The 24991-nt window shown below is 43.7% G+C and carries 24 protein-coding genes; 16 read left to right on the forward strand and 8 right to left on the reverse strand.

From position 1 onward, the window contains the following. The first annotated feature begins 490 nt into the window (after nt 1–490). The gene (gene galU, locus V1498_RS10455; protein ID WP_409298834.1) at nt 491–1366 is read left to right on the forward strand and encodes a UTP--glucose-1-phosphate uridylyltransferase GalU; all 876 of its coding nucleotides are present in this window, start codon (nt 491–493) and stop codon (nt 1364–1366) included. A 54-nt stretch (nt 1367–1420) separates the two neighbouring features. Here the strand turns inward: galU and V1498_RS10460 are convergent, their stop codons facing one another. After that, nucleotides 1421–1573: a YpzG family protein gene (locus V1498_RS10460; RefSeq protein ID WP_409298835.1), complete on the reverse strand. Its 153-nt coding sequence runs from the start codon at nt 1571–1573 to the stop codon at nt 1421–1423. 334 nt (nt 1574–1907) lie between these two features. On the opposite strand from V1498_RS10460, the gene V1498_RS10465 reads away from it, so the two are divergent. After that, nucleotides 1908–2870, forward strand: a complete 963-nt coding sequence (locus tag V1498_RS10465) for a S8 family peptidase (protein WP_409298837.1) — start codon at nt 1908–1910, stop codon at nt 2868–2870. Further along, entirely contained in the window at nt 2870–3679 is an 810-nt protein-coding gene (locus tag V1498_RS10470) for an endonuclease I family protein (protein ID WP_409298838.1), read from the forward strand. The genes V1498_RS10465 and V1498_RS10470 overlap by 1 nt, the downstream gene beginning before the upstream one ends. 82 nt (nt 3680–3761) lie before the next feature. Here the strand turns inward: V1498_RS10470 and V1498_RS10475 are convergent, their stop codons facing one another. Next, a complete protein-coding gene (locus V1498_RS10475) occupies nt 3762–4277 on the reverse strand; it encodes an acyl-CoA thioesterase (protein ID WP_409298839.1) in 516 nt (171 codons plus the stop codon). Nucleotides 4278–4440: 163 nt separating this feature from the next. On the opposite strand from V1498_RS10475, the gene V1498_RS10480 reads away from it, so the two are divergent. Beyond that, on the forward strand, nt 4441–4830 hold the full coding sequence (locus V1498_RS10480; protein ID WP_409298841.1) for a cytosolic protein: 390 nt from the start codon (nt 4441–4443) through the stop codon (nt 4828–4830). A gap of 42 nt (nt 4831–4872) precedes the next feature. Here the strand turns inward: V1498_RS10480 and V1498_RS10485 are convergent, their stop codons facing one another. Continuing rightward, nucleotides 4873–5091, reverse strand: a complete 219-nt coding sequence (locus tag V1498_RS10485) for a DUF378 domain-containing protein (RefSeq protein ID WP_409298843.1) — start codon at nt 5089–5091, stop codon at nt 4873–4875. 364 nt (nt 5092–5455) lie between these two features. On the opposite strand from V1498_RS10485, the gene V1498_RS10490 reads away from it, so the two are divergent. After that, a complete protein-coding gene (locus tag V1498_RS10490) occupies nt 5456–7597 on the forward strand; it encodes an AAA family ATPase (RefSeq protein ID WP_409298844.1) in 2142 nt (713 codons plus the stop codon). A gap of 43 nt (nt 7598–7640) precedes the next feature. Here V1498_RS10490 and V1498_RS10495 read toward each other — a convergent pair whose 3' ends face one another. Further along, complete coding sequence (locus tag V1498_RS10495; protein WP_409299251.1) at nt 7641–8903, reverse strand: erythromycin esterase family protein; 1263 nt, start codon at nt 8901–8903, stop codon at nt 7641–7643. A gap of 661 nt (nt 8904–9564) precedes the next feature. On the opposite strand from V1498_RS10495, the gene V1498_RS10500 reads away from it, so the two are divergent. Both V1498_RS10500 and V1498_RS10505 read left to right on the forward strand, forming a co-directional pair. Beyond that, on the forward strand, nt 9565–10056 hold the full coding sequence (locus V1498_RS10500) for a hypothetical protein (protein ID WP_409298845.1): 492 nt from the start codon (nt 9565–9567) through the stop codon (nt 10054–10056). Between the two features lie 464 nt (nt 10057–10520). Further along, nucleotides 10521–10895: a hypothetical protein gene (locus V1498_RS10505; RefSeq protein WP_409298847.1), complete on the forward strand. Its 375-nt coding sequence runs from the start codon at nt 10521–10523 to the stop codon at nt 10893–10895. A gap of 904 nt (nt 10896–11799) precedes the next feature. On the opposite strand, the gene V1498_RS10510 is transcribed toward V1498_RS10505, so the two are convergent. The 3 genes from V1498_RS10510 to V1498_RS10520 all read right to left on the reverse strand — a co-directional run bounded on the left by V1498_RS10510 (nt 11800) and on the right by V1498_RS10520 (nt 15118). Beyond that, on the reverse strand, nt 11800–12996 hold the full coding sequence (locus V1498_RS10510) for an MFS transporter (RefSeq protein ID WP_409298848.1): 1197 nt from the start codon (nt 12994–12996) through the stop codon (nt 11800–11802). Between the two features lie 517 nt (nt 12997–13513). Continuing rightward, nucleotides 13514–13717 (reverse strand): hypothetical protein, encoded by a 204-nt coding sequence (locus tag V1498_RS10515; protein ID WP_409298849.1) that lies wholly within the window; start codon nt 13715–13717, stop codon nt 13514–13516. A 666-nt stretch (nt 13718–14383) separates the two neighbouring features. Beyond that, nucleotides 14384–15118: a protein-glutamine gamma-glutamyltransferase gene (locus tag V1498_RS10520; RefSeq protein WP_409298851.1), complete on the reverse strand. Its 735-nt coding sequence runs from the start codon at nt 15116–15118 to the stop codon at nt 14384–14386. 151 nt (nt 15119–15269) lie between these two features. Here V1498_RS10520 and V1498_RS10525 point away from each other — a divergent pair, with 151 nt between their 5' ends. The 6 genes from V1498_RS10525 to dat all read left to right on the forward strand — a co-directional run bounded on the left by V1498_RS10525 (nt 15270) and on the right by dat (nt 19762). After that, nucleotides 15270–16103, forward strand: coding sequence for a dimethylarginine dimethylaminohydrolase family protein (locus V1498_RS10525; RefSeq protein WP_409298852.1), 834 nt, complete (start codon nt 15270–15272; stop codon nt 16101–16103). A gap of 154 nt (nt 16104–16257) precedes the next feature. Further along, entirely contained in the window at nt 16258–16785 is a 528-nt protein-coding gene (locus tag V1498_RS10530; RefSeq protein WP_409298854.1) for an HD domain-containing protein, read from the forward strand. Nucleotides 16786–16900: 115 nt separating this feature from the next. Next, nucleotides 16901–17392, forward strand: a complete 492-nt coding sequence (locus tag V1498_RS10535; protein ID WP_409298855.1) for a GNAT family N-acetyltransferase — start codon at nt 16901–16903, stop codon at nt 17390–17392. Between the two features lie 62 nt (nt 17393–17454). Further along, nucleotides 17455–17973 carry a G/U mismatch-specific DNA glycosylase gene (gene mug / locus V1498_RS10540; protein ID WP_409298857.1) on the forward strand — a complete coding sequence of 173 codons (519 nt, stop codon included), beginning with the start codon at nt 17455–17457 and terminating at the stop codon, nt 17971–17973. Between the two features lie 26 nt (nt 17974–17999). Further along, nucleotides 18000–18770, forward strand: a complete 771-nt coding sequence (locus V1498_RS10545) for an exodeoxyribonuclease III (protein ID WP_409298858.1) — start codon at nt 18000–18002, stop codon at nt 18768–18770. A gap of 143 nt (nt 18771–18913) precedes the next feature. Further along, the gene (dat, locus tag V1498_RS10550) at nt 18914–19762 is read left to right on the forward strand and encodes a D-amino-acid transaminase (protein WP_409298859.1); all 849 of its coding nucleotides are present in this window, start codon (nt 18914–18916) and stop codon (nt 19760–19762) included. Between the two features lie 26 nt (nt 19763–19788). Here dat and V1498_RS10555 read toward each other — a convergent pair whose 3' ends face one another. Then, the gene (locus V1498_RS10555; RefSeq protein WP_409298861.1) at nt 19789–21621 is read right to left on the reverse strand and encodes an LTA synthase family protein; all 1833 of its coding nucleotides are present in this window, start codon (nt 21619–21621) and stop codon (nt 19789–19791) included. Nucleotides 21622–21768: 147 nt separating this feature from the next. Here V1498_RS10555 and V1498_RS10560 point away from each other — a divergent pair, with 147 nt between their 5' ends. The 3 genes from V1498_RS10560 (at nt 21769) to V1498_RS10570 (ending at nt 24950) form a co-directional block, all read left to right on the forward strand. Then, a complete protein-coding gene (locus tag V1498_RS10560) occupies nt 21769–23142 on the forward strand; it encodes a glycosyltransferase family 2 protein (RefSeq protein WP_409298863.1) in 1374 nt (457 codons plus the stop codon). A 217-nt stretch (nt 23143–23359) separates the two neighbouring features. Further along, nucleotides 23360–24406, forward strand: coding sequence for an N-acetylmuramoyl-L-alanine amidase (locus V1498_RS10565; RefSeq protein WP_409298865.1), 1047 nt, complete (start codon nt 23360–23362; stop codon nt 24404–24406). A 118-nt stretch (nt 24407–24524) separates the two neighbouring features. Beyond that, nucleotides 24525–24950 (forward strand): OsmC family protein, encoded by a 426-nt coding sequence (locus tag V1498_RS10570; protein WP_409298867.1) that lies wholly within the window; start codon nt 24525–24527, stop codon nt 24948–24950. Nucleotides 24951–24991: the final 41 nt, after the last annotated feature.

Genomic DNA, 24991 nt, shown 5'->3' on the forward strand with positions numbered 1-24991 from the left:
GGCTCTCTGATTAGCGAGTGTTGGGTTTGATAGGCTTTTAAGACCGTTTACTATTGCTCAGACAGTCCCGGTCGTGAAAAAATTTTATGACCATTTGTTCTTAAAATGAAGCTGAATTGGGTGGTAAAGAAACAATTACGACCAGTTTTGCTTAGAATTGGATGATTTTGGTTGTAAAAAATCATTTACGAACAGTTTTACTCAGAATGAAGCTAGTTTTGGTCGTAAACGACTTGGAGAACCAAACCGCTAAATCTACAGCCAGCTTTCAATACCCGCCGGCCCCACTAAAACATTCGATATTTAAAAGCGAAACAGGCCGCGCGTTTAAAATCCATAACAGCTGACCAGTATCAAATCACATCAAATTCCCAAAATGGCCGCGCCCTAAATACAGAGCCTGAATGATTTTTTATCAAATGAATATACATGTCTATAAATCTATTCTGAGTCTTTGAATGGTATCCAAAAAGGAAAGCAGGGGGTTAAGGTGAAAGTAAAAAAGGCAATCATCCCTGTTGGGGGCCTTGGGACCCGGTTTCTTCCAGCAACGAAGGCCCAGCCTAAGGAAATGCTGCCGATCGTGGATAAACCGGCTGTGCAGTATATTGTGGAGGAAGCAGTGGAGTCGGGCATAGAAAGCATCATATTTGTAACAGGGCGGAGCAAGAAATCGATCGAGGATCATTTCGACCGCTCCTTCGAGCTTGAACACATGCTGAATGAAAAAGGGAAGCATGACCTTCTTGAAGAGGTCCGGAAGATATCGTCGCTTGCCCATATTCATTATATCCGGCAGAAGGAGCCATTAGGCCTTGGGCATGCGATACTTTGCGCCAGACAGTTCATCGGCAATGAGCCGTTCGCGGTCCTGCTTGGCGATGATGTAATGGTATCTGAAAAACCTGCGCTAAAGCAGCTGCTGGATATTTATGATGTGATGGGCAGGCAGGTCATCGGTGTGCAGCAAGTGGCTCCGGCTGAGGTTTCAAAGTATGGGATCATCCGCTATCACAGCCGGATCGACTCAGTCTGCGAAGTTGATGACCTTGTTGAAAAGCCGTCCCTGGACACGGCTCCTTCCACTATGGCAGTTATGGGGCGGTATGTTTTAAAGCCTTCAATATTCAAGGTCCTTCAGCATACTAAAAGGGGTGCCGGCAATGAAGTGCAGCTTACGGATGCGCTCAGGAGACAAAACAAAGCAGAGAGGATTGTCGCTGTAGAGCTTGCGGGTTCCAGATATGATATCGGGGACAAAATCGGCTATATCAAGGCCATTGCTGAGGTCGGGCTTTCCAGGCCGGAACTGCGCAGCCAGCTTCTGCAATATTTCGAAAGCCTTTTGATTCTTAAGGGCCAGTGAATGTTCCATAAAAAAAAGGCGCCTGCCGCGCGCCTTTTTTTGCTTTTATCCCTCTTACCAGCGGTGTGCCTTTGCATTGCTTCTCAGGATGGCTGTTGAACGGGAAACCTCCGTATGTCCATTTACCTGTGAATTGTAATGTTTAGGCCTTGTCCAATTATGATGGAAAAGCTTCGAATGTGAATCCAGCTGATCTCGATAACTCAAGACTATCACCTCATCTGGAAGATTGAGAAAGCATGGGATGCAGGAACATCCCTTCATATCGTTTGCCAGTTTTCGTTTTGCATACATGGTTTTGAAAAAGGAAGTTCATTTCGACAGAATCCTGCTTTATCCAGAGCTATCGTCGGAGAGGGCCATGAGATTTTTGTAGAAAAAATCATACTTTATATCCTTTAATTGGAAAGTATAGCTTGTTAAACTAGAAGTGACACCTAGAATCAGCTCATTATTCCCTGACTGGCCATGCCTTAGCCAGGGCAGGTTTCCGAAAGATAAGTACCAAGGTAAATAAACGCTTTCTGGAGGAGGAAATGAGATGGAGCAAATAATCAGAGTTATTCCGTACAAATTTTTAGAACAGGTCGAGGAAATGCCGGAAATACCTGAGGGAATTAAAGTCATTCAGGCTCCGAGTGTTTGGGAGCAGACAAAAGGAAGGGGCATCACCATCGCAGTTCTTGACACAGGATGCGATTTTTCCCATCCAGACCTTAAGGAACGAATCAAGGGAGGAAGAAATTTCACCGCCGACGATAACAGCGATCCTGATAAGTTCATGGATTATAACGGCCATGGGACTCACGTAGCCGGAACGATGGCTGCATCCTATGACGAAACTGGTGTATCGGGCGCAGCTCCTGAAGCACAGCTATTGATTGTCAAGGTATTGGATAAGAACGGATCCGGAAAATATGAATGGATCAAAAACGGCATTCTGTATGCCATTGAACAAAAGGCAGATATTATTTCCATGTCCCTGGGAGGGCCGGCCGATGATCCGGGACTTCATGATGCGATCAAGAAAGCAGTCGCACAGAATATCCTGGTGGTATGCGCGGCTGGCAATGAAGGGGACGGAGATGAAAATACCGATGAGCTTGGGTACCCAGGCTGTTATAACGAAGTAATCAGTGTAGGGGCGATTGATTTTGAACGGCGTTCCTCAGATTTTACAAACTCCAACAAAGAAGTGGATCTGGTGGCCCCTGGCGAAGGGATCATCTCCACATATCCTGGTGGGAAATATGCTAGGCTCTCTGGTACATCCATGGCAGCTCCACATGTAGCTGGAGCCCTGGCCCTGGTCAAAATCCTGGCAAATGAAAGCTTTGGAAGGTCACTCACTGAGCCGGAATTATATGCCCAGCTGATCAAGAGGACAATTCCGCTGGGTAATTCTCCAAGATTTGAGGGAAATGGGCTGGTATACCTGACAGCACCTGACATCCTGAAAGAAGCTGTTAATAAGGCTTCCATTGTCCAGCCGGCTGCCATCTGATGGATCAAAAACAAAAGGAACAGTATGCAGAAGCGATGGATTTGCTTAAAAGTTCTGCGCAGATGCCCTACTATGATGCCAGGCAGGATGAACAGAATAAACTGGCATACTATACGGGCTTTGACAGCGGCGGCAGCGGGGTACTGCAGAATCTTGCAAAACTGGTCAGCGATACTCACAGGCAGACATTATCCTATGCACCCTACCGCCATTTATATCCTTGGGTCGACCTGCATGAGAATATGACATTAAAAAGCATATACTCCGGTACGGGGATCGATCCGGTTTCTGCCATCGAGGCAGATATCGCGGCACTGAAACAGTTTGGTGAGGCAGGTGTTCTTGCCGGGGATGTAAAGCTGAATTGCGAGCATGTTGTCCCTCAATCATGGTTTAGGAAGAAAGAGCCCATGAGGGGGGATCTGCATCATTTATTTGCGTGCGAGCCGTCCTGCAACAGCAGGCGCGGAAATTCGCCCTACTATGATTTCCCCGGCTATCCTCCCCTTGCATTGGAAGTGAGGGAAGGGTGCGGGAAGGCAGAGAACAATTTCTTTGAGCCGCAGTATGGCAAGGGCCAGGCAGCCCGTGCCACCCTTTATTTCTTTATCCGCTATGGCAGTGATTTTCTTGATAGGGCCGACATGGACTTAATGATTGAATGGCATTTGGGCAATCCTGTCACCCTATATGAAAAACATCGGAACGCGGCCATTCATGCGTTGCAGGGAAATCGTAACCCCTTTATTGATTTCCCGGATCTGGCCGGTAAAATGAATATGGAGAATAAAAAAAAGGCTGTCCAATAAAGAAGTGGCACCGGAACGCATGAGTGGATTCTCATCCCTCATATGTGTCCCGGTGCCATTTCTTCTAACTTGACAGTCTTTCCTATGTCCAGGGTTTATCGATATTGATGACATCTGCCAGTTCCTTGCTGCTTTTGCGTCTCATTTTTCTTATTTCAGCCCTGTCTGCCCCTGTTTCATGCAGCTTTTTTTCTTCAGGAGTCTGTGGGATTACAGAAGGTACCGAACAAGGCTTTCCATTCTCGTCGAGGGCAACAAATGTCAAGAATGCAGTTGCGGAAATTCTCCGTTTTCCTGTCGCAAGATCCTCTGCAATGGCTTTTACGAAAACCTCCATGGAGGTTCGTCCTGTATAAGTCACATAGGCTTCAAGGCAGAGTGAATCATCCGGATAGACGGGTGCCAGGAAATCAACAGAATCAGTAGAAGCAGTTACAACATCGCTGCGTGAATGTCTCCTGGAAGCAATAGCGGCGACCGCATCCATTTTTTTCATTAAAACTCCGCCAAAAAGAGTATTATGATTGTTTGTATCATTGGGCAGGACCAGATCGGTATGGACCACTTTAGATTCGGAACAGAATAATTCTTTTTTCATCAAATCATCTCCACTAAATTGCTTTCCATCATTATACCGCTAAAGTGCCGATTCGGAAATCCTGGGGGTCTGGAATGATGTTAATCGTGATACAGAGGATATTTTGACGGCCGTGAAGGGTATATTAAAACGTATGAAATTATTAATAGAGGAGGATGATCGAATGAAGTCATTTGTCGTCAGTTTTCATCAGGAGGATAATGTGGATACGATGCAGATCCAAAAGCTCAATAGTGAAGAATTCGACGAATCAGCAGCAGGCGGGGCCCGCCATCTTTTCGACCTGGATACCAATATAGGGTATTTTGTGTTTATGGATGCGGAAGACGCCGACGGAGATATTTCTTACATGATCGTCCAGTTTGAGGGTGAAAGCGAAACACCCAAAGCATACTATTCTTTTACACTTGAAGATTTTTATGAATTCACTGCGCTATTCCTAAGCGGACAAAGTGAAGCGGAGGAAGACGAAGAACAGGAATATGGGCCGCTTCAGCATCTCGGCCATCTACTCCACCATATTATAGAAGAAGGCCAATCGCTCAATCCATAAGAAAAGCCATCCAGATGAACTGGATGGCTTTTCTTATGCGAATCAGTCTGCATATGTGCGGCCGCGATGGTTAACAAGCGGTAAGAACTTAAGTGAGTAGATGGCACAAAGACCAACGATTACATAAACGATACGTGCTAGGATGGAATCTTGCCCTCCAAAGATAGCAGCTACTAGATCGAACTGGAAAAGTCCGACTAAAAGCCAGTTAAGTCCGCCTACAATTAACAGAATAAGAGCGATTGTGTTCAAAGTTTTCATGTTTTAATCTCCTTGTTTAATATTTGTTTAACTCTTGTACAGTATTTAAATACCCGTGGGTTATTGAGTTAAACATTCCTGTAAAAACTTTTTTATGAAGTCAACCGCCCAGTCCAGACACTCTTTTAAGCTGTATATAACCATTACACAGCTCATGTTTCTTACTATGCAAGTTTTTCAACATGGTGGTATTGGGTAGGGAGAGGAATAGAAAGAAGAAAATTATTTATCTCACATTCATGATATTTTTGATCAAAACACTTGAAAGTCAAAATAGGTCAATGTATAATAAAAACAGAAAGTCAAAGAAAGTCAAAGTCAATTTACTAATAATAATGAATGGATATATAAGGAGGAGTACTTTGTGAATTGTGAAAAATGTCAAACAAACGAAGCAAGTGTTCAATTTAGAGTAATGTTTAATGGCAAAAACCAGGACTTCCATCTGTGCTCCCGCTGCTTTAAAGAAGAACGAAATAAATTAGGGGCTGCTATGGGCGGAGGCCAATTCTCTTCTATGGGGGCATTTGATGATCTATTTAAGTCCTTCGGCATGAATCCCGAAGCCATGAACTTCCAAAAAGCTGAGGGTCAAAGCTTGAAGACTAAGCAGGGAGGAGGCGGACTTCTTGATCAATATGGCCGGAACCTTACAAATGCTGCACATGCAGGATTGATCGATCCTGTCATTGGCCGTGAAGACGAAGTAAGCCGTGTGATTGAAATATTAAATAGAAGAAACAAAAACAACCCAGTCCTCATCGGTGAACCTGGTGTTGGTAAAACGGCGATTGCTGAAGGGCTCGCACTGAAAATTGCTGAAGGAAAGGTTCCTATGAAGCTCCGCGGCAAAGAGGTATATATGCTGGATGTTGCGTCCCTAGTGACAAACACCGGAATCCGCGGGCAGTTCGAGGAAAGAATGAAACAGCTGATCCAGGAATTGCAAGAACGTAAAAATGTGATTCTGTTCATAGATGAAATTCATCAGATTGTTGGTGCCGGTTCAGCAGAAGGTTCCATGGATGCCGGCAATATCCTGAAGCCTGCTTTGGCACGCGGTGAAATGCAGCTTGTGGGGGCAACGACCCTGGCTGAATACCGGAAAATTGAAAAAGACGCGGCGCTTGAGCGCCGATTCCAGCCCGTACAAGTTGACGAGCCGACTGTGCAGGAAGCCCTGGAGATCCTGAATGGGCTGAAGGACCGTTACGAAGCCTACCATGACGTAACGTTCAGCATCGAATCCCTTCAGGCAGCTGTCGAGCTTTCACACCGTTACATCCAGGACCGCTTCCTGCCGGACAAAGCGATCGACCTGATGGATGAAGCAGGATCCAAGCTGAATCTGACCATAGAAGGCGGCCAGGAAGAAGACATTAAAGCCCGCCTGGCACAGATTCATAAGGACAAAGACAAAGCTCTTCAGACAGAAAGCTATGAAGAAGCAGCCAAACTTCGTGATGAAGAAGAGCAGCTTGAGAACATTCTTTCAGCCGGAACCGCAGGCAGCAAGCCTGTAGTGACTGTTGAGCATATCCAGCAGATCATTGAACAAAAAACCGGCATTCCGGTCGGTAAATTGCAAGAAGACGAGCAGATACGCATGAACCGCCTTCAAGAGGAATTATCCAGGAAGGTAATCGGCCAGGAAGAAGCAGTTAAGAAAGTGGCTAAGGCAATCCGACGCAGCAGGGCCGGTTTGAAAGCCAAGACCCGCCCGATTGGTTCATTCCTGTTTGTCGGTCCGACAGGGGTCGGTAAAACGGAACTGACCCGTACACTTGCGGAAGAATTATTCGGTTCAAAAGAATCCATGATTCGCCTTGATATGAGTGAATATATGGAAAAACACAGCGTCTCCAAGCTGATAGGTTCCCCTCCGGGATATGTTGGTCATGAGGAAGCAGGGCAGCTGACTGAAAAAGTACGGCGCAAGCCATACAGCATCATCCTGCTTGATGAAGTGGAAAAGGCGCATCCTGATGTTCTTCACATGTTCCTCCAGATTCTTGAGGACGGCCGTTTAACGGACAGCCAGGGAAGGACTGTTAACTTTAAGGATACTGTCATTATCATGACAAGCAATGCCGGTGTGGGCGAAAAGCGCAAGGTCATGGGCTTTGGTGCCAATTCAGCAGTCGAACAGGCATCCATCCTGCAGACGCTTGGCAGCTATTTCAAGCCGGAATTCCTGAACCGTTTTGACAGCATCATAGAATTCTCGGAACTGGACAGGGAAGATATACTGAAGATTGTCGATATCATGCTTTCAGACTTGTACCAGACAATCGAAGAGCAGGGACTTTCCCTCGAAGTGACTTCTGATGTGAAAGGAAAAATTGCAGAACTGGGCTATCATCCTGCATTTGGGGCAAGACCGCTCCGCAGGGTTATCCAGGAACAGCTGGAAGATGGAATCGCAGACTTCATCTTTGAAAAGCCAGATGTGAAAAATCTGCGTGCAGAACTGCAAGAAGGCAAGATTACAGTAGTGAGTGCATAGCAATGAGGCCGTCCCTTTTCCGATAAAGGGACGGCCTTTTTCTTTACATAACTGTTGCATTCTTGAAAGACAGTGGTCTGAGTGCCCTGGTTTCCTGGATGAAAATAAAGGCATCATACCGTTCCGCCATGACGGAAGGAACATAGTTGCCAAACTGCTCATATTGCGGCTGATAGACCACACCGATGGCACGATGCCCGATTCTTTCTTGAAAAAGATGCCTGTTTAAATCTGTGAATTCAAGGATTTTATCGGACTGGCCGGCAGCGTTCATGGCATATTCCCAGCTTCCTCTCATCGCAGGAGGCACATTTTTCACCTCGAAAGCAGCTCCCCATTCATCAGCTGCAATCACGGTGCCCCGGTAAGTGCCGAATCCTATGATGTATACATCTTCTTTTAGATTTTGCTCCCGGATAAGCTGGCCGACATTGATCATTCCGGAATCCTTCATGTCTGTAGCGCTGGCGTCCCCAACATGGGTATTATGCTCCCAAACGATGCACCTGCCTTTTTCTCCATAATAGGACATCACTTCATTCAGCGCATCCACCATATGCATATCCCGGATATTCCATGACTTCTCATCATGGACAGCCATCGTCCGGTAATAATTTTCTGCATTATAAACGGCCAATGAATTCACCTGGAGATTCAGGTCGAGCTCTTCTTCATGCGGATAATTTCCTTTTTTCTTTTGGATATCCGTCAGAAGCTTTGACGTCTCTTCCATGCAGGTTTCTGAATAAATGCCTGCAGACACTGCATATTTTTCATTTTCCCGGTTAAATGGCTCGAAGCAGCTGAATGCTTTTCTCGCGCCTTCAAGCTCCGGAGAATCAATCTCGGTTAAATAACGGATCACTTCATCCATGGATTCCCACAGACTGTAGACATCAATTCCATAGAAACCTACCTTGGGGGAAACTTCCCCGGAGGAGTTGTGTTCCTTGAGCCATTCTATCAAATCAATGATTTCCTCGTTTGCCCACATCCATTCTGGCCAGCGGTCGAAGCTTTTTAGAACTTCGCGCGCTGAACCTGAATCCGAATCATAGCCCTTAACATACCGGTTGACAGCCTGGCACGCAGGCCAGTCGCCCTCTACTGCAATAAAAGAAAAACCCTTTGTCTGAATTAATTTCTTTGTGATTTCGGCACGCGTTGTATAAAATTCCGATGTACCATGAGAAGCTTCCCCAAGCAGTACAAACTTAGGGCTGCCCATTCTGCCGATTAAACCGTCCAGATCATTTTTGCCAGTAAGGGGGTACGATTCCTCCCTTATAGACTTTATTAAAGGCATCACAAGTAAATCCTCCTGTCTGTGAATTATCTGTTTTTGTTACAAATAAAAGTGCCGGGTCTTTAAACTGAGCATCCTGACATGCCGCTTGACGGAGCCGGCAGCACGCCGTGAAGATTTCTTATTATCCCCATTTCCATATAAACAGTCAGGGAAACTGAAAAGTAAAGTAAATTTTTCATACTGGAAAACTGAAAACTTTTTAAGAGGGAAGAGAATATATAACAGGCGGGGTATGAAGTCTGCTAATTAAAAGCAGCTGCGGAAGTTTAAGGGGGAGGCACAGCGGGTTCAAGGAGCCTTTGATTGAACAGAATACATATAAAGCCCGTACTTCCAGAGCAGGGCTTTCGTTATGCTGTTTAAAGGTACCTTATGGAATTTACTTCGGATAGGTCTACAACAGAACGGGGAAACCCTTAATAAATATTATTATAAAAACACCATTAAGAAAAAGACGAAAATAAAGGATACACTTATGAAGAAGTAATAAAACACATAAACAAATGTAATAAATAAAGGAGGAGTTTTTTGTGAAAACAACTAGAGAAATACTAAAAGAAATTGGTTATGATGATGAAGATTGTGAAAATGAATTACATGAGATTTACAGCACCAAAGGATAATTTACATGACAAACTTCTTAGAAAAGGAGGTAAGTATGAAAAAAATAGGGTTCTTATTGGGCTTGGTTATTGCTGTGGGGATTGCGGTCTATTTCGTCCTGGCTCAACCCAAACTGGAAGCTGTGCTGTTAGGTACTGGAGCTGATACAAAATCAGTCGTCATCAAGTTAGGAAACAAAGGGATCCAAGATATTCGCATATTAAATGTACGTGTAAATGGGGAGAAAAAGCCTGAGTTAACAAAGATCCAAACTGTAGAAGCGGGCAAGGCATTTGTTATTTCTAATAATTTCACAGATAAAGGGTATACATTTACAGATTACGAGGATGTATTGATTGATGCTAAATCCTCAATTAATCATTCCAAATACGGTCTTTCGGTTAAACATGCTGGTGAAATTTTCTCGGTCGTGATCCTATATAAATATTTAGGCAGGGAATTTGAACACCGTAATAAAAAGAGAGGACCGTTTAGGTTCCTCTCTTTATTTTTAATAGACTTTACCATCCAAAACATAGGATTCTAGAATAACCTTATTACGCTTTCTATCTAAATAGTAGGTATACTTCTTTTTATCATTTTTCAATTTAACATAAACCATCCAATTTTTATCACCAGATAAGTTTGCGATAAAAGGATCTAATGCTTCAATATTATCTGGGTCAATGTCTTTTTCATTAATGAGGTACTCTTTAACAGCAGTTTTTGCAGTCTATTCTTTGTATGTAACATAACTAAAGACACACGCAGCCGTTAATACGATACCACCTATAATGTAAATTAGTTTCTTTTTCATGTTTCGAAAACGTCCTTTGTAATAATATTGTGTTTATTATTATTATACATGAAAAAGAGCTAAACTTTTCCAATTGTATATATTAATAAAAGGATAGCCCTATGAAAGAGTATGTGTAGTTAAGCTTACCGTTATGGTGCGATGTAGAGAAATTTATGAGTCCTCGTTATAAGGATTTTAATAGATGGCACAAATTGAAGAATATTCAAAACATTTGTGTAGTTGGAATTGTTAGTAAATTACAAATTTATAGTAGGGTTAAAATGAAGAAAGTAGTAAAAAGTCTCATTGGAGTTACCACTTTAGCTTTACTAATGTCCTCGGAACCTTTGTCAAATCCCGTTTCCGCCAGTTCTTCGAAAGAAGCTGTCGGAACAATGGCAGTAAGCAGATATGTGGAAGTAACAAGAATCGTATCTGGTGTTCCTTTGTCGACGATCAGTTATTCTGATGCTTACGGCTATAAAGGAACATTAACATTATTACGTGAATATCCTTACCCTGGTGGTAAAATCCAGGCGGTTTATGGGGGAACTGTTCACTGTTCAGGCAAGTGTGCGGCGCAATAAGGGACGTTTTGTACCTATTGAAAGGTAAAAAGATTTACGAGTATTATTACCGGAAATATAGCATGATGTAGTAAAATACATTAAAGAGCGTTCCAATATTAGGTCGGCTCTACATTACATAGTAGAATCTAAATTAAGACTGTTTAAATAAGGCGGGCTAATGATTTCATTAGCCCGCCTTATTTATTTTACCTATTCTTAAGTAACACATGTTAGTCAAAGAAATAGTAAGTTACCGCGAATTTTTTACTGTGAAAATCTACAATTTACATCTAAGAACCTCTTTACAATGTAAGAACGAGATGTAATTCTCAACAATAAATTGTAGGAGGAAACAAATCATGAGTAAAAAAACCTCTATGTCTAAGAAGTAATGGCTGCTTTAATGGCAACTTCAATGGCTGTGACTTTGATCCCCGCTGTTGCTCAAACCACACAAGTTGAGGCAGCAATGAAGCCTGCAGGTACCTACTATAAGTTACATGGTCAAATTGTAAAGAAAGGCAGCAATATTACTTGCGTTCAAAGGTAATGGGATCAACAGCTTATTAACGGAAGAGGCCGATACGATGGCCCAATGATCGACAGGTGGTATAGAAGCAAAGCGAAAGTTTACGTTGGTGGATACGGCACCAAGACGTCCCCTTAACATTGAAAGAGTTTATTAATAAAGAGAAAAGCCTAGTCAAGACTAGGCTTTTCTCTTTGGCTCTGTTAAACGGGCCATATGCTCAATATGTACAAACAAAGATGGCTAGTCAGTGAAAAAAAAGTACCGGTGACATATAAAAACATAGAAGTTATGTTAAAAAAAGTGAAAGAGGCAAGAAGAAGTTTAAGAACATAGATTAGTAAAGGGAAAAGCCCCTGTAATGGGGGCTGTCTCCTTTGAAATCCCGCTATGTCAAAATTTTTCATTATGGGAAATAGGGGGCTTCACCCGGTCTGGGATGTCTTTAATGAAGACTGACATGATGACGAGCACAATCAGGAATATTATGGGCAGATTGAAGCCGTCTGCCGCACCGAATCGTTCGGAGACTGCTCCAACAAGCCATCCCGCGAAGGCTCCGCCTATTCCCGAGGCCACGTAGACCAATCCCAGGGCTGATCCGCTGTTTTCGGAAAGTTTTGTTCCAACCGCTGTGGCGGTAGGGAATAGTACGGAAAAGAATAAACCAGAGGCTGCAAACAAGTAAACCCATTCGTCAGCAAAATATTTACTGATTGTGACGGTTATCGCGGCAAGGAAAGAAAATATCAATAGAGTCTTTTTCTCGCCGATTTTATTTGCTATCCAGCCACCGCCAAGCCGGCCGATTGTGAATAATAAAGAGAAGATTGAGAGGACAGCTGCAATCATAGCTCCTTTTTCAGAAGGGCTGGCACCATCTAATTCTTGTGTTTTAAGGTAGCTTGGGAAAAAATTCAGGAAGGATACTTCCGATGCTACATAGAATATGAGGAATATCATAATAAAAACAAATTGTGCGTTCTTGAGCATGATCTTAAAAGCAGAGAGGCTTGCTTTATCGGCTTTTCCTGCTGGTAGTTTTGTCAGTACAACCAAGGCGATAAAGGCAGCCAAAAGTCCAGCGGTACCCAGGTAGAACACCCTCCAAGAGATTCCTGCGGCAAACATCCATCTCAGAATAAGCGGGGTAGTAAACATTCCTACTCCATAAACGCCCATTGTGATGTTGAACATCATTCCCTGTTTCTTTGGATAGACAGCCGGTACAATGGCATTAGATGCTACTGTCATCGCACCGAGGCCAAAACCGACAATCAGGTAAAAACCGAGGAAAAAGAGGATGGTCTGTGCAATCCCAGTTCCTAACAGGCCAGCAGCCATGACAATCGAACCGGCTATTGTCATGATTTTCAAACCCTTCTTGTCTACTAAATACCCGCTTACTACACCTGCTATTGTAAAGCCCCATTGAAATATAAAAACAACCAGCCCGAACTCATTTAAATCGAGCCCTATGTCTTTTTTTACTTCTTCAAGCACAATTCCCTTTGTACTGGATAACCCCCCAAGTAAAAACATAGTAAATGCCATTATGCAGAGGGCAGCTAGATTTTTGCTTTTTTTCATATTTGTCTCATTCCTTATGATGAAATAATTTTTATAAATTAACTTAATTGCAATATTCCCTCGAATTACAAGAGTAAATCTTATTAAAGATAAGTAATTAATGGGAAATTGTTTTCTTACCATAGTTATTTTAAGATTTGAAGGCATCTGCACCAATTTGTAATGCTGTCGTTAAAGATTCCCCGCCCAGCTGTTGGATACATAGTCTGCGCTGCCGGCCAGAACGGTGAATCCCAGCCTTGGAGATCTTTTGCAGATTGTGCAGCTGACCAACTAGAGTTTGAATTTTTGCATCGGACCGTGGTATCGTATCACAGGGAAGCTTTGCAGGTGATAAACACATCGCGATTATTTAAGTATCTGTTGAAGCAGTGAAGGCAGCAGCAAGAATAAAGCCCCTAAAAATGCTTTTTTTCTTCAATTTTCTTGATTTTTGAAGAAAGTTAAACAAATAAAGATAGTTGTCTCAGGCATTTGGCAATAGATGCCTTTTTTAACCTATTCCTATTTACTAAGGTTAATAGGCTCGTGTCCCAATGGTTATATTGTGCAAAATTTCATGTTGTTCTTTCGGCATTTTAGGGAACCAATCCTCAAACCGGGAATCAGGAATTTCTAAACCAGGCGCAGCCAGCGTTTTTTCAACTATTTCCTCTACGGCAGCACCGGCCTTTAAAGAATCCAACTCTTCAGAGTTGGATTCTTTGTTACTAATAGCCATAAATAGAATTATTCGATATAGAAGTTGTTTTTAAAAAATGAAACCTTTCTGAATTTTCTACCGCATTAATAATAAAGGAGTGATTAATGTGAAAAAATAGTATTTTGGACAATTTTTACAGCTATTATTATTGGAATAGTTGTCTGGACTGCAAGCAGAATCATACCTTTCACTTATAGTGAATGGAGTTTCTTCATCGGACTTGCTTTTACAATTATTCTTTTCTTTCTGACGGGTACTTTTCAAAAGGTGCTGCGCTTGAGGCAAGTCAATCTGCCTGGCAAATACAGAAAGATAACAATGAATTAAAGGCTAACGTCGGTGGCATATTTTATGGATCAGTTCTTTATACAATTGTTCATTTAATCTTTATGATTATGATATATTTTTGATTTTAAACATTTTTAGAATGCACATTATCCAAAAGGTGAGCTTTTAATACTATGGGTCAAATTTTTTTAGCTTTTTCGTCCTGGCCGCCGGGGAGGGGACTATATGTTTCTAAGGTTGCCGGTCATTGGTATTGCAGGGGGCCATTGATGCTCCTGGTTAATGAATAAAAATACAGGAATAGTAAATTTCTGATGAAATTAAGAAGTGGAATCCCTCACTGAGTAATCATGGCCTCTTCGTCAGAACATCTGCCTTATTACTTTATAATGTGCCTCACAACTCAGTATAATAAGCTAAAGCATCCAGCCTTGTAAGCACATCCTCAAGGTATGCCGGCTCTTCGGGATTGGGCTTTCGCAGTGAGTTCAGGACAGCCATGATTTCTTCCCCGGTCCCTATTCCGATGCCGTGGGCGAAATAGAGGTCCACGTCCAGGACAATGCAATTTTCACCCTGCCACTCAGGTGTATCCGGATGATGATCAGGGTTGCGGAAGTAAACACAGTCCCCCGGCAGAAAATCCGTTGACCGGAATGTTTCCAATGTAAGCTTCGTATTATATTCCCAATCAAATAAATACATTTCTGTAAAAAGGCGGTCAAATCTCAATGGTCCTATCAGGCCCATTACCGCCTTATAAAAAACGATGACCATGGCGGTTGCACATTCAAAGGCATAGAGTTTTCCATTTTGAAAAATATCATCAATGGCCTGATGAGGGGCTCTGCCTTCTTTTAAGAAGAACGCCCCGCTTTCATGGAGATCCCAATAATCTGGATTGCAGCGGGAGTTCTTGAATGTTTCAAATTCAGCTCCGCTGTCTGCCAGAAGTCTAGCTGCCTTCGTAATCAAAATTTTTGCTTCAAGTATGAATTCGAGCTCGGCCAGCGTATTGAAACGGTATATTTTTTTATAACTGTTCATGAGCATAACCATGCCGGCTTTTTCGCTGGAGAGCTTACTAATAAGAACGCTGGGTTCGAACGGCTTTCCCCCGAGTGTAATCATGGTCCAATTGTCTCCTTTTTGAAACTGTTCTTTCCTTATAGATATGACTGGATCCGGTGTTTGGATTTTGTGCCAGGCGGGGCCAATGCGGTGCATAAGCAGGACTGCACGGGAAATAGTAAGGCTGTAGGAGTTTTTCAGGAGGGATAATATGAAGTCAGGCTGTTACAGTGAATTTGACCGGCTCAAGAGAGTCGTTTTGTGTGAACCCAGGTATATGAAGATTAAGGATGTTATCAATGAAACCCAAAAGGTATTTGAGAATGAGGGCATCCATATCCAGACTGCCCTTAGGCAGCATGAGGAGTTTGTCAGGACCCTTGAGCAATTGGGCATTGAGGTGACACTCCTTCCTTCCTTTGAACGATTTCCTGAGCAGGTTTTCACCCGTGATATCGGATTTACGCTTGGAACTGAAGTTTATGTGGCCGAAATGGGCACCGATATCCGCTCAGGTGAAGAGGAAGTGCTGATGGAATGGCTGAAAAAAGAGGATATTCCTTTTAAAAATCTTACTGGGGATAAGATAGAAGGCGGAGATGTCATCATCGACCGGGACACCATTTTTGCCGGCATCAGCAACCGCACAAATATGGATTCAGCAGAGAAACTGAAAAAAATGCTGCCCGAGTTTGAAGTCATCCCAGTTCCTTTTACAGATACATATCTTCACCTTGATTGTGTTTTTAATATCATTTCTCCGCATGAAGCCCTGATTTTTCCGGGGGAGATTCATGCAGGCCAGCTCGAGGTGCTTAAATCAAGATACGAACTGATCGAGGTGTCTGAGGAAGAACAGTTTACCCTTGGAACCAATGTCCTCTCTGTAGGAGATCAAAGAATTATTTCGCTTCCAGTCAATAAAAAAGTGAATCAGGAACTAAGAAGCAGAGGATATGAAGTGATTGAGGTGGATCTCACAGAAATCATTAAGTCAGGCGGTGCCTTCAGGTGCTGTACCATGCCTGTCCTGAGAGAGAGGTAATGAAGATATCTGATTGGGTTGCTTTTTTTTGGCACCCTTTTTTTCATTCATTGGGAGCGAATGCTGACATTCCGGCTAATTGTGAAAAGAATGGCTTGAAAGAAAAAGGATGGGGTAAAGGAAATATATTATTTTACCATAAGGATGAGGAAATATGAGAGATGTGACACTGCTGCGTATTATTCAGCATCATATTGCAGAGAAATATTTAAACCGTTCCGGGATCGCCCATGCCATTGCCGTCTCCTATCATGCTTTCAATCTTGCAAAAGAACAGAAGCTTGATGTGGATATTGCTGCTAAAGCAGGCCTGCTTCATGATATCGGCCATTTCACTTGGTATAAGAATGGAAAATGGGATTATGATTTGTACAAAAAGAATGATATCCATGCCATCAAAGGGGCCGAGCGCGCTCATAAGCTGCTGATCAGGCTCGGGGAAAATCCGATCCGGGCAAAAGCGATTGCCTTGTCCATTCTTTTTCATACAGATTCCTTCCTGCCATCAAATGATATCATCAGGACTCCTATGCAGGAAATCGTAAAACAGGCCGATGAACTGGATGAAGAAGAAGGCGGCTTGCACCATTACCGGAAGATCAGTGAAGAACGCGCGAGGGAAAGCATTATCCGTCTTGATGGCATGATCGACCAGGAATGGAACTCGAGAAAATACACTTAGTGAAAACGGGGAACAAAAACTATGAAAAACCTGCCAGCCGGCGCTCGCAACTGCATAAAATAACGGCCCGTAACGAAGGATAATAACAAAATCCTTTAGAGGGTGGATATTCTTTATGAAGCAGGAAATGATGATCCAGGAGTATAAGCCGGCATTTCAGCCGCAGATTTTAGAATTAATATCCCATATACAGCAGGTGGAATACGGAATTCCGCTAGAGCTGTCCGAACAGCCTGACCTCTATGCCATTCAAGAAGTTTATCAGTCGGGAAAGGGGAATTTCTGGACTGCTTATATGGACGGAACCATCATCGGGACCACGGCCCTTCAGGATATCGGAAATGACAGGGCGGCGCTTAAGAAAGTTTTCGTGCATGAGGAATTCAGGGGGAAAACATACGGCGTCTCAGCTGCCCTTTTGAAGACAGCCTTGAAATGGGCCGAAGAGAAATCGATTAAAGAAGTGCTGCTGGGAACCACCTCGGAATTTGTGGCAGCACATAAGTTTTATGAGAAAAATGGATTCATTAGAATAGCCGAAAAGAATCTCCCTGAGAATTTTCCTAAGTTAAAAGTTGATACAAGATTTTATAAATATATAATATAGATGACAAAGGGCTGTCCGGCAGCCCTTTATCCATTTTAGACGCTTTCTGGGAGGTTTCATGGATGGAATTGATACTGGATCATCTCAAACCAGGTCTTGATGTAATATTCGTGGGATTCAATCCCAGCCTCCGTTCCGGGGAAACCGGCCATCATTATGCAAATCCCAATAACCGTTTCTGGAAAATCCTGCATCAATCCGGACTCACTGGCCGCAAATATTCATGTGAAGAAGATTATAAGCTGCTCGATATCGGCTATGGATTTACCAATATCGTCAGCCGTCCGACAAAAGCAGCGGATGAGATCACAAGAGAAGAATATGCAAGAGGGCGGGAAGAATTAAAAGAAAAGATTGCCCGCTTTCGGCCGCACTGTGTCTGTTTTGTTGGAAAAGGTGTATATCTTGAGTACTCACGTAGTAAAAAAGCAGGCTGGGGATTTCAGGATATGGAGATGGTTAGGGGAGTGAAGGACTTCGCAGCCCCTTCCTCAAGCGGCTTGGTGAGGATCCCGCTTGAGGATATAGTGGCGGTATATAAAGAACTGGCTGATTATCTATATGAGCGTAAAAGTGGATAATACTATGAATCTATTGGAGAGCTGAAATGAAACTCATATCATGGAATGTTAATGGCATTAGGGCCTGTGTTAAAAAAGGCTTCCTGGACTTTTTTGATAACAGCAATGCGGATATTTTCTGCATTCAGGAAACGAAGCTCCAGGAAGGACAAATCGAGCTTCAGCTGGAAGGGTATCAACAGTACTGGAATTATGCGGATAAAAAAGGATACTCAGGGACAGCGGTCTTTACCAGAATGGAGCCGTTATCGGTGCAGTACGGTCTCAGCGGAAAGGAACGTGAAGGAGAGGGCAGGATTCTGACCCTTGAGTACAGGGAATTCTACCTTGTGAATGTGTATACGCCCAATTCACAGCGGGATCTGGCCAGGCTGCCGTACAGGCTCCAGTGGGAAGAAGAGATTCTTGCCCATGTTCAGGAATTGGATAAACTTAAACCTGTTATATTATGCGGTGATCTTAATGTCGCACACCAGGAAATAGATTTGAAGAATGCCAGATCTAACCGGGGGAATTCCGGATTCACAGTCGAGGAGCGCCAGAAGATGAGTGACTTCCTGGCGGGCGGCTTTGTGGACAGCTTCCGATATAAGTACCCTTACAGGGAAGGAGCCTATACCTGGTGGTCTTATATGAATAAGGTCAGGGAGCGGAACATCGGCTGGCGGATTGATTACTTTATCGTTTCTGAAAGGATAGCCGGTTTGATTGAAGAAAGCCATATTCACTGTGAGATCCTTGGAAGCGACCATTGTCCGGTGGAATTAGAAATCCATTTAGAGACCCAATCCTCTTAAATGCTGAGGATATATTTTTAGAATATTCAACATTTTGGTTGGAGGATGGATATAAAAGCGTTAAAATGAATTCATATTTGTTCAGGATGAATACCACTGCCTGGACATTTTGGAATGATTGTAATGAGAAATGAGGGATACAGATGAAAGTGCTGATTGATCAAGAAATTGTGGAACGTGATACTGTAAAAGTGGATATTGAAGACAGAGGCTATCAGTTTGGAGATGGAGTTTATGAAGTGATCCGTGTTTATGAAGGAACTCCATATACACTGGATGAGCACCTTGCCCGCTTTTACCGGAGCTCAGGGGAAATCGGAATCACTCCTCATACTCCATTGGAGGAACTGAAGCAGCAGCTATTGAATCTGATTCAGGCAAACAATCTTGATGACGGAGGATTGTATGTCCAGCTGACGCGCGGGGTAGCTCCAAGGAAGCATCAATATGAAAGCAGTATTGTGCCGCGCCTTGTTGCTTACCCGGTACCTTCAAAGCGCCCTGTGAAGGAACAGCAGGAGGGTGTGAAGGCGATTACAGAAGAAGATCTGCGCTGGCTGCGATGCGATATAAAAAGCCTGAATCTGCTTTATAATATCATGATTAAACAAAAGGCGCATGAAGCTGGTGCCTTTGAAGGAATCCTGATCAGGGAAGGCATTGTCACCGAGGGTACGTCATCCAATATATTTATGATCAAGGATAACACCATATTTACCCACCCGGCAGGCAATCTTATCTTAAATGGCATCACCCGCACCAAGCTAATGGAGCTTTATGCTTCCAATGGATGGGAATGCAGGGAACAGCCTTTCACCGAATCCGAACTCCTGGGTGCTGATGAAGTTTTCATGACTTCCACAACTGCTGAAGTGGTGCCAATCATTGAAATCAACGGCAGAAAAATCGGACGGGGCAAGCCGGGGGAATTCACACAGCAAATCAGGGAAGTTTTCCAGGCAGCCATTGCAAGTCTGGCAGTCCGGCAGTAACAGGGGGACAGTCCCCCATTTCCCGATTATTTCCCGCCTTTAAGACTCTTCATATAAGAATCGGATTGTTTCAAAAAATGCTGAATTGATTTCATTTTTTTCAAATCAGGGGCAGAAGCGGGATGTGAGCTTCTGTCCCTGATTTTTGTAATGCTTCCACTCGAAGCCTTCATTCCCGGCGTGAAGGCATGCTGATTGGTGATGTAAGTGCCTTCTGGTGCATAAAACCGGATGCCGATTTCATTATCAGAAGAATTCAGCAGGTCCCGGCCAAAGACCATTTCTTTTTCAAGGCTGATGCCCAGCAGGTTTGCTGCAGTCGGGTAAATATCCACAAGCCCTCCGGTAAGCGTCACTTTCTTTCCTTTTTCTATACCGGGCACCTTTATGAGGAGGGGAATGTTCAAGTGATCCAGTACTTCATCATATCCTCCGTCAAACAGAATCCCACCCAGCTCTTTATCCTTATTATTTTTGATCTGGAGTCCCTGGTGGTCTCCATACACAATGATTACAGAGTCATCATATAAACCCCTTGCCTTTAGTTCGGAGAAAAACCCGCCCAATGCGTAGTCCGCATAACTCACAGCTTCCAAATATGAGCCTGAAAGTGTGTTTTTGAATTTTGAAGGCAGTCTGAAGCCGTATTTCAGCTTTTCTGCTGGAAGTTTATAAGGAAAATGGCTGGATAAAGCAATAATATGCGCGTAAAAAGGCTTTCCTTCTTTTTTGAACTGTGACAGCTTTTCAGCTGTCTTGAAATACATCTGCTCATCTGAACTTCCATATGAAATCACATCATTTTCTCCGAAATACCTTTTATCATAAAAAGAATCAAAACCAAGGGACTTGTACATTTCCTCCCGATTCCAGAAGCTTACAGAATTTGCATGGAAAGTGGCCGTCCGATAATTCCTTTTCCCGAGCTCCCTTGGAAGGCCAGGCACTTTAATCCCTTCGGCCGCTGAAGACATCGGAACATCACCAAGTGCATAAATGGAGGTATTGACCACGAATTCGGCATCTGAGGTGTTTCCTTTACCCACTTGGGTGTATATATGAGGGAAATAAATAGAGCTTTTTGCCAATTCATTCAGATTGGGAGTTACTTCCTGCCCAAATGCTTTTAAACCCACAAAAAAGTTCTGTACCGATTCAAGCTGAATCATGATTAAATTTTTGCCCTTGGCTTCGCCCTCATAGGCCTTTTCACTGAGGCTCTCTGCAGACCTCCGCTCCTTGAGCGTTTCGGCGTTGATTACGTATTCTCCCCTGAAATGGTCCATGAGACCGCTGCCAGCTTCCATGAATTGATATCCAATCAGGCCAGTACGGCTGTATCTTCCCATTTCACTGATTGAGCCGGCTGCCTGCAGCATACCAGCTGATATGAATAATACGGCCAGAACTGCCGATAGGACCGGCAGTTTTTTATTTTGCGATCCCAATATTCCTGCCTTCGGGATGAGAAGATGCAGGAATGGCAGCAAAGCAAAATCCGCTGCCAGAAAGATATATTCCTTCTTTACCAGGGCGAAAATGCTGTCAGAAATGGCTGCTGCCTGATTCAATTCGGAAAGCGACTTATACGTAAGGATGGCACCATAATAATCAAAATAAAGTAAAGAGCCCACGGTAATAAGGGTAAATAAGGCATTGAATGATACTAAAAGCAGGAATGCGGCTCTTCCTCCAAATATCATGATGAGAAGCACGATCAAGAAAATAAAAGCGATTTCCGTCGCAGTCCCAGCCAGGTGGAACCCATTTAATATTTTAGATTGTGAATAAATGGACTTTCCGGCCATAGCGGTAAAAGTAAGAATGCAAAAAAGCCAGATTCCTCTTCTTTCCTTCATAAGGTACCTCCCCTAAACTTTTTCATATGTACATCATTCCTCTAAATATGGCTGTCTATAACAAAATCCACGGCAAAGATAGAGACTAAAATGCTTCTTTGGTGGGCAGGCTTACATAGAAAGCTAGATTAAATCAGGAGTGTTTCTATGATTATTTTCCTTCTGTTTCTTTGTTTGCTTGTAACCGCTGTCTATGGAATCATCACACACGGATGGATGGCAGCTGCTGACGCAGGCCTCTACACCTTTCTTTTAGGCGTCCAGGCGGTTTCTTTATTTTTTGTCGGTTATCAGACTATTATGAGCTATGCAGGATTAAGAAGAGTCAAGAAAGCAGAAATCCGAAGTCCCCGGACCAAATTTGCCGTATTGGTGGCCGCTCATAATGAAGAAAATGTGATTGGCCAGATATGTGACAACCTGAAAACCATGAATTATCCAAAAGAATTGTATGATGTATATGTGATTTGTGACAATTGCAGTGACCGGACTGCCGAAAAGGTAAGGCAAACTGGTGCGGCTGCGATGGAAAGGCATGATCCTGAAAAAAGGGGGAAAGGCTTTGGCCTGGAATGGATGTTCCAGAAGCTGTGGGACATGGAGGAAGAGGGGAAAGTTTACGATGCTGTGGTCATGTTTGATGCAGACAACCTGGTGAGCAGGGATTTTCTTCAGATCATTAATTCCAGGCTATTAGAAGGACACGATGTCGTACAGGGCTATCTGGACTCCAAGAACCCGGAGGACACATGGGTAACCAAATCCTATTCATTTGCCTATTGGTCAACAAACCGTATATATCAGCTTGTAAGGGAGCACCTTGGCCTGTCGGCGCAGCTCGGAGGAACAGGAGTGACGGTATCGACCAAGGTTTTAAAGGAAATCGGCTGGGGTGCGACCTCGCTCACTGAAGACCTGGAATTCACCCAGAGATATATTTTGAAAAGCGGAAACCGGGTGGCCTGGGCGCATGATGCCAAGCTTTATGATGAAAAGCCCCTGGGGTTTGCCCAGTCTTTCAGACAGCGGATCCGCTGGATGCAGGGCCATTTTGACTGCATGACCAGATATGCCCTTCCTTTAGTGATCGAGGGTGTAAAAAAGAGGAGCTTCATGCTCATCGATTCTGCCATTTATTTGATTATGCCCTCCCGTTCTATCCTGGCTTTAATTTTGATGGCTGCCGGAATTCTTTCTTATACAGGCGTATATCATCCAGACGGATATCTTGGCAGTATGATTGACCGGTCCATTCTGCTGGATGGGTGGATTTATGGAGTCTTTATGGCTGCCTACCTCTCCCTGCCGATTACGGCCATGATCCTTGAAAAGAAAGGGAACAAGCTTCACTGGTTTCTCATTTCCTACTTGTTCGGCCTCTCCTGGATCCCCGTGACCATTCTTGGATTCATCAAAAAGAACCAGAGGGAATGGAGCCACACGGAACATACCAGGGCAGTTGCCATTGAGGAGCTTGAGATGATGCCTGAAGAAGAACCCGTTATGGATCCATCGAATTAAGGCCGTAAAATTCATATATATCCAGAAGGACCATTTTTTCAAACCTTCAAGAATATCCCAATTAGGGCTGCGAAAGTCATGCCGGACATATGGTTATCAACACCATATTCTAGTCCGTAAAACTCATTTTTCCAATTCCTATTCTTCTTGCTACCATCCTTCCTAAAAGAGTTGCTACCATTAAATAGCGGCAGAATAGAATGAAAAGAGGGAAGAAATGATTAAGAAGATGATAGCGGCTTTCTTGCTGACCAGTGTATTGTCAGGAATGGCCGTCATGTCCGGGGAGGCTGAAGGAACTGTTTACCGGGTCGGGGCAGACTCACTGAATATCAGAAGTGCACCATATTCAGAAGCCCCGGTCATAGGGTCTCTTTCTGACAAAACGAATGTGGTAGTCGAAACCGTCCAGAATGGCTGGGCAAGAATTCTGTTTAATGGAAAACAAGGATGGATAGCCTCTCAATTTCTCTATTCTCCTTCGGCGCATGATTCGTTGGCAGATTCAGCAGAAGGAACGGGGAAAATCACTGTTAGAGGTACCGATGTGCGCCTCCGGACCGGCCCTGGAACGGAATACAGGATCATTGGGACAGCCGGGACTGGAAAAAACTATCCTGTTATATCAAGAACAAAAGGATGGCTTCAGCTTAATCTAGGTTCTGGGCGAAGTGCCTGGATGTCCAGTCAATATGCCGGAACTGAGCAAAAGAGACATTTACAAAAAGCAGGCCTTGCAGGCAGGACTTTCATTGTAGATGCCGGACATGGTGGCCAGGATCCGGGAGCGATTGCCTTTAATGGACGGCACGAAAAAGATTTCACCTTAAAAGCTTCCCTTGCACTCGCAGAACTGTTAAAAAGAGAAGGAGCAGAAATTATCCTGACCAGGAATGGCGATCGTGATGTCTCCCTTAAAGAGAGATCCGCCATCAGCAGAAGATCTAGTGCAGATGCGTTCATCAGCCTGCATTATGATGCGTTCGGCAGCAATCTGGCCAGCGGCATTAGTACATATTATTATGGCAGCGACAGCAGGCAGCTCGCTTCCGTCATTGGTGAGAGCCTCACAGCCTATTCCGGCCTGCCCGGAAAAGGAACTCATTTCGGCGACTTCCATGTTTTGAGAGAGAACAATAAGCGAGGGGTCCTGATTGAGCTTGGGTTCCTTACCAGTATGGGAGATATGAACGCCATTGAGGATCCAGTTTATAATCAAAAAGCCGCTTCTGCAATTGTTGAGGGACTGAAAAAAGCCTATTAGCGAAAAAACCTCCTGCCGCGGGAGGTTTTTTCATATTGAAAGCCGTATATACATTTTAGATGTATAATTTGTTAATGATACAAAAGACCAACCTAACAATCAGAAAAGAGGAAGAGTAATGGAAAATCGAATAAGCTGGAATGGACAAATGTCCTTTACGGGTATAACACCATCAGGGCATGAAATCAAAATGGATGCTGCGCCTGAATCGGGCGGAACAAACTCCGGACCCAGGCCGACCGAGCTCCTCCTGAATGCGGCTGCCGGCTGTACAGCCATTGATATTATAAGCATCCTGCAGAAAATGAGGCTGAATCCAGATTCACTCCAGGTTGTTATTGATGGTGAAAGGGCCAGGGAATACCCTCAGGTTTTTACATCCATACATATCCACTATGTCCTTGAAGGGGAGCTCCCTGAGGAAAAGGTAGCCAGGGCAATCAAGCTCTCGAAGGAAACGTACTGCTCTGTTTCGAACTCCTTGAACGCGAGTGTTACAGCCACTTATGAGATAAACGGCAGGCAGGGAAATAAGGAGATTTAAACGGCGGCAAAAGATCATAATAAATAAAGTTGTTAAGGAAG

It is taken from the genome of Paraperibacillus marinus (genome assembly GCF_046237605.1).
Classification (GTDB): Bacteria; Bacillota; Bacilli; order Bacillales; family DSM-1321; genus Paraperibacillus; species Paraperibacillus marinus.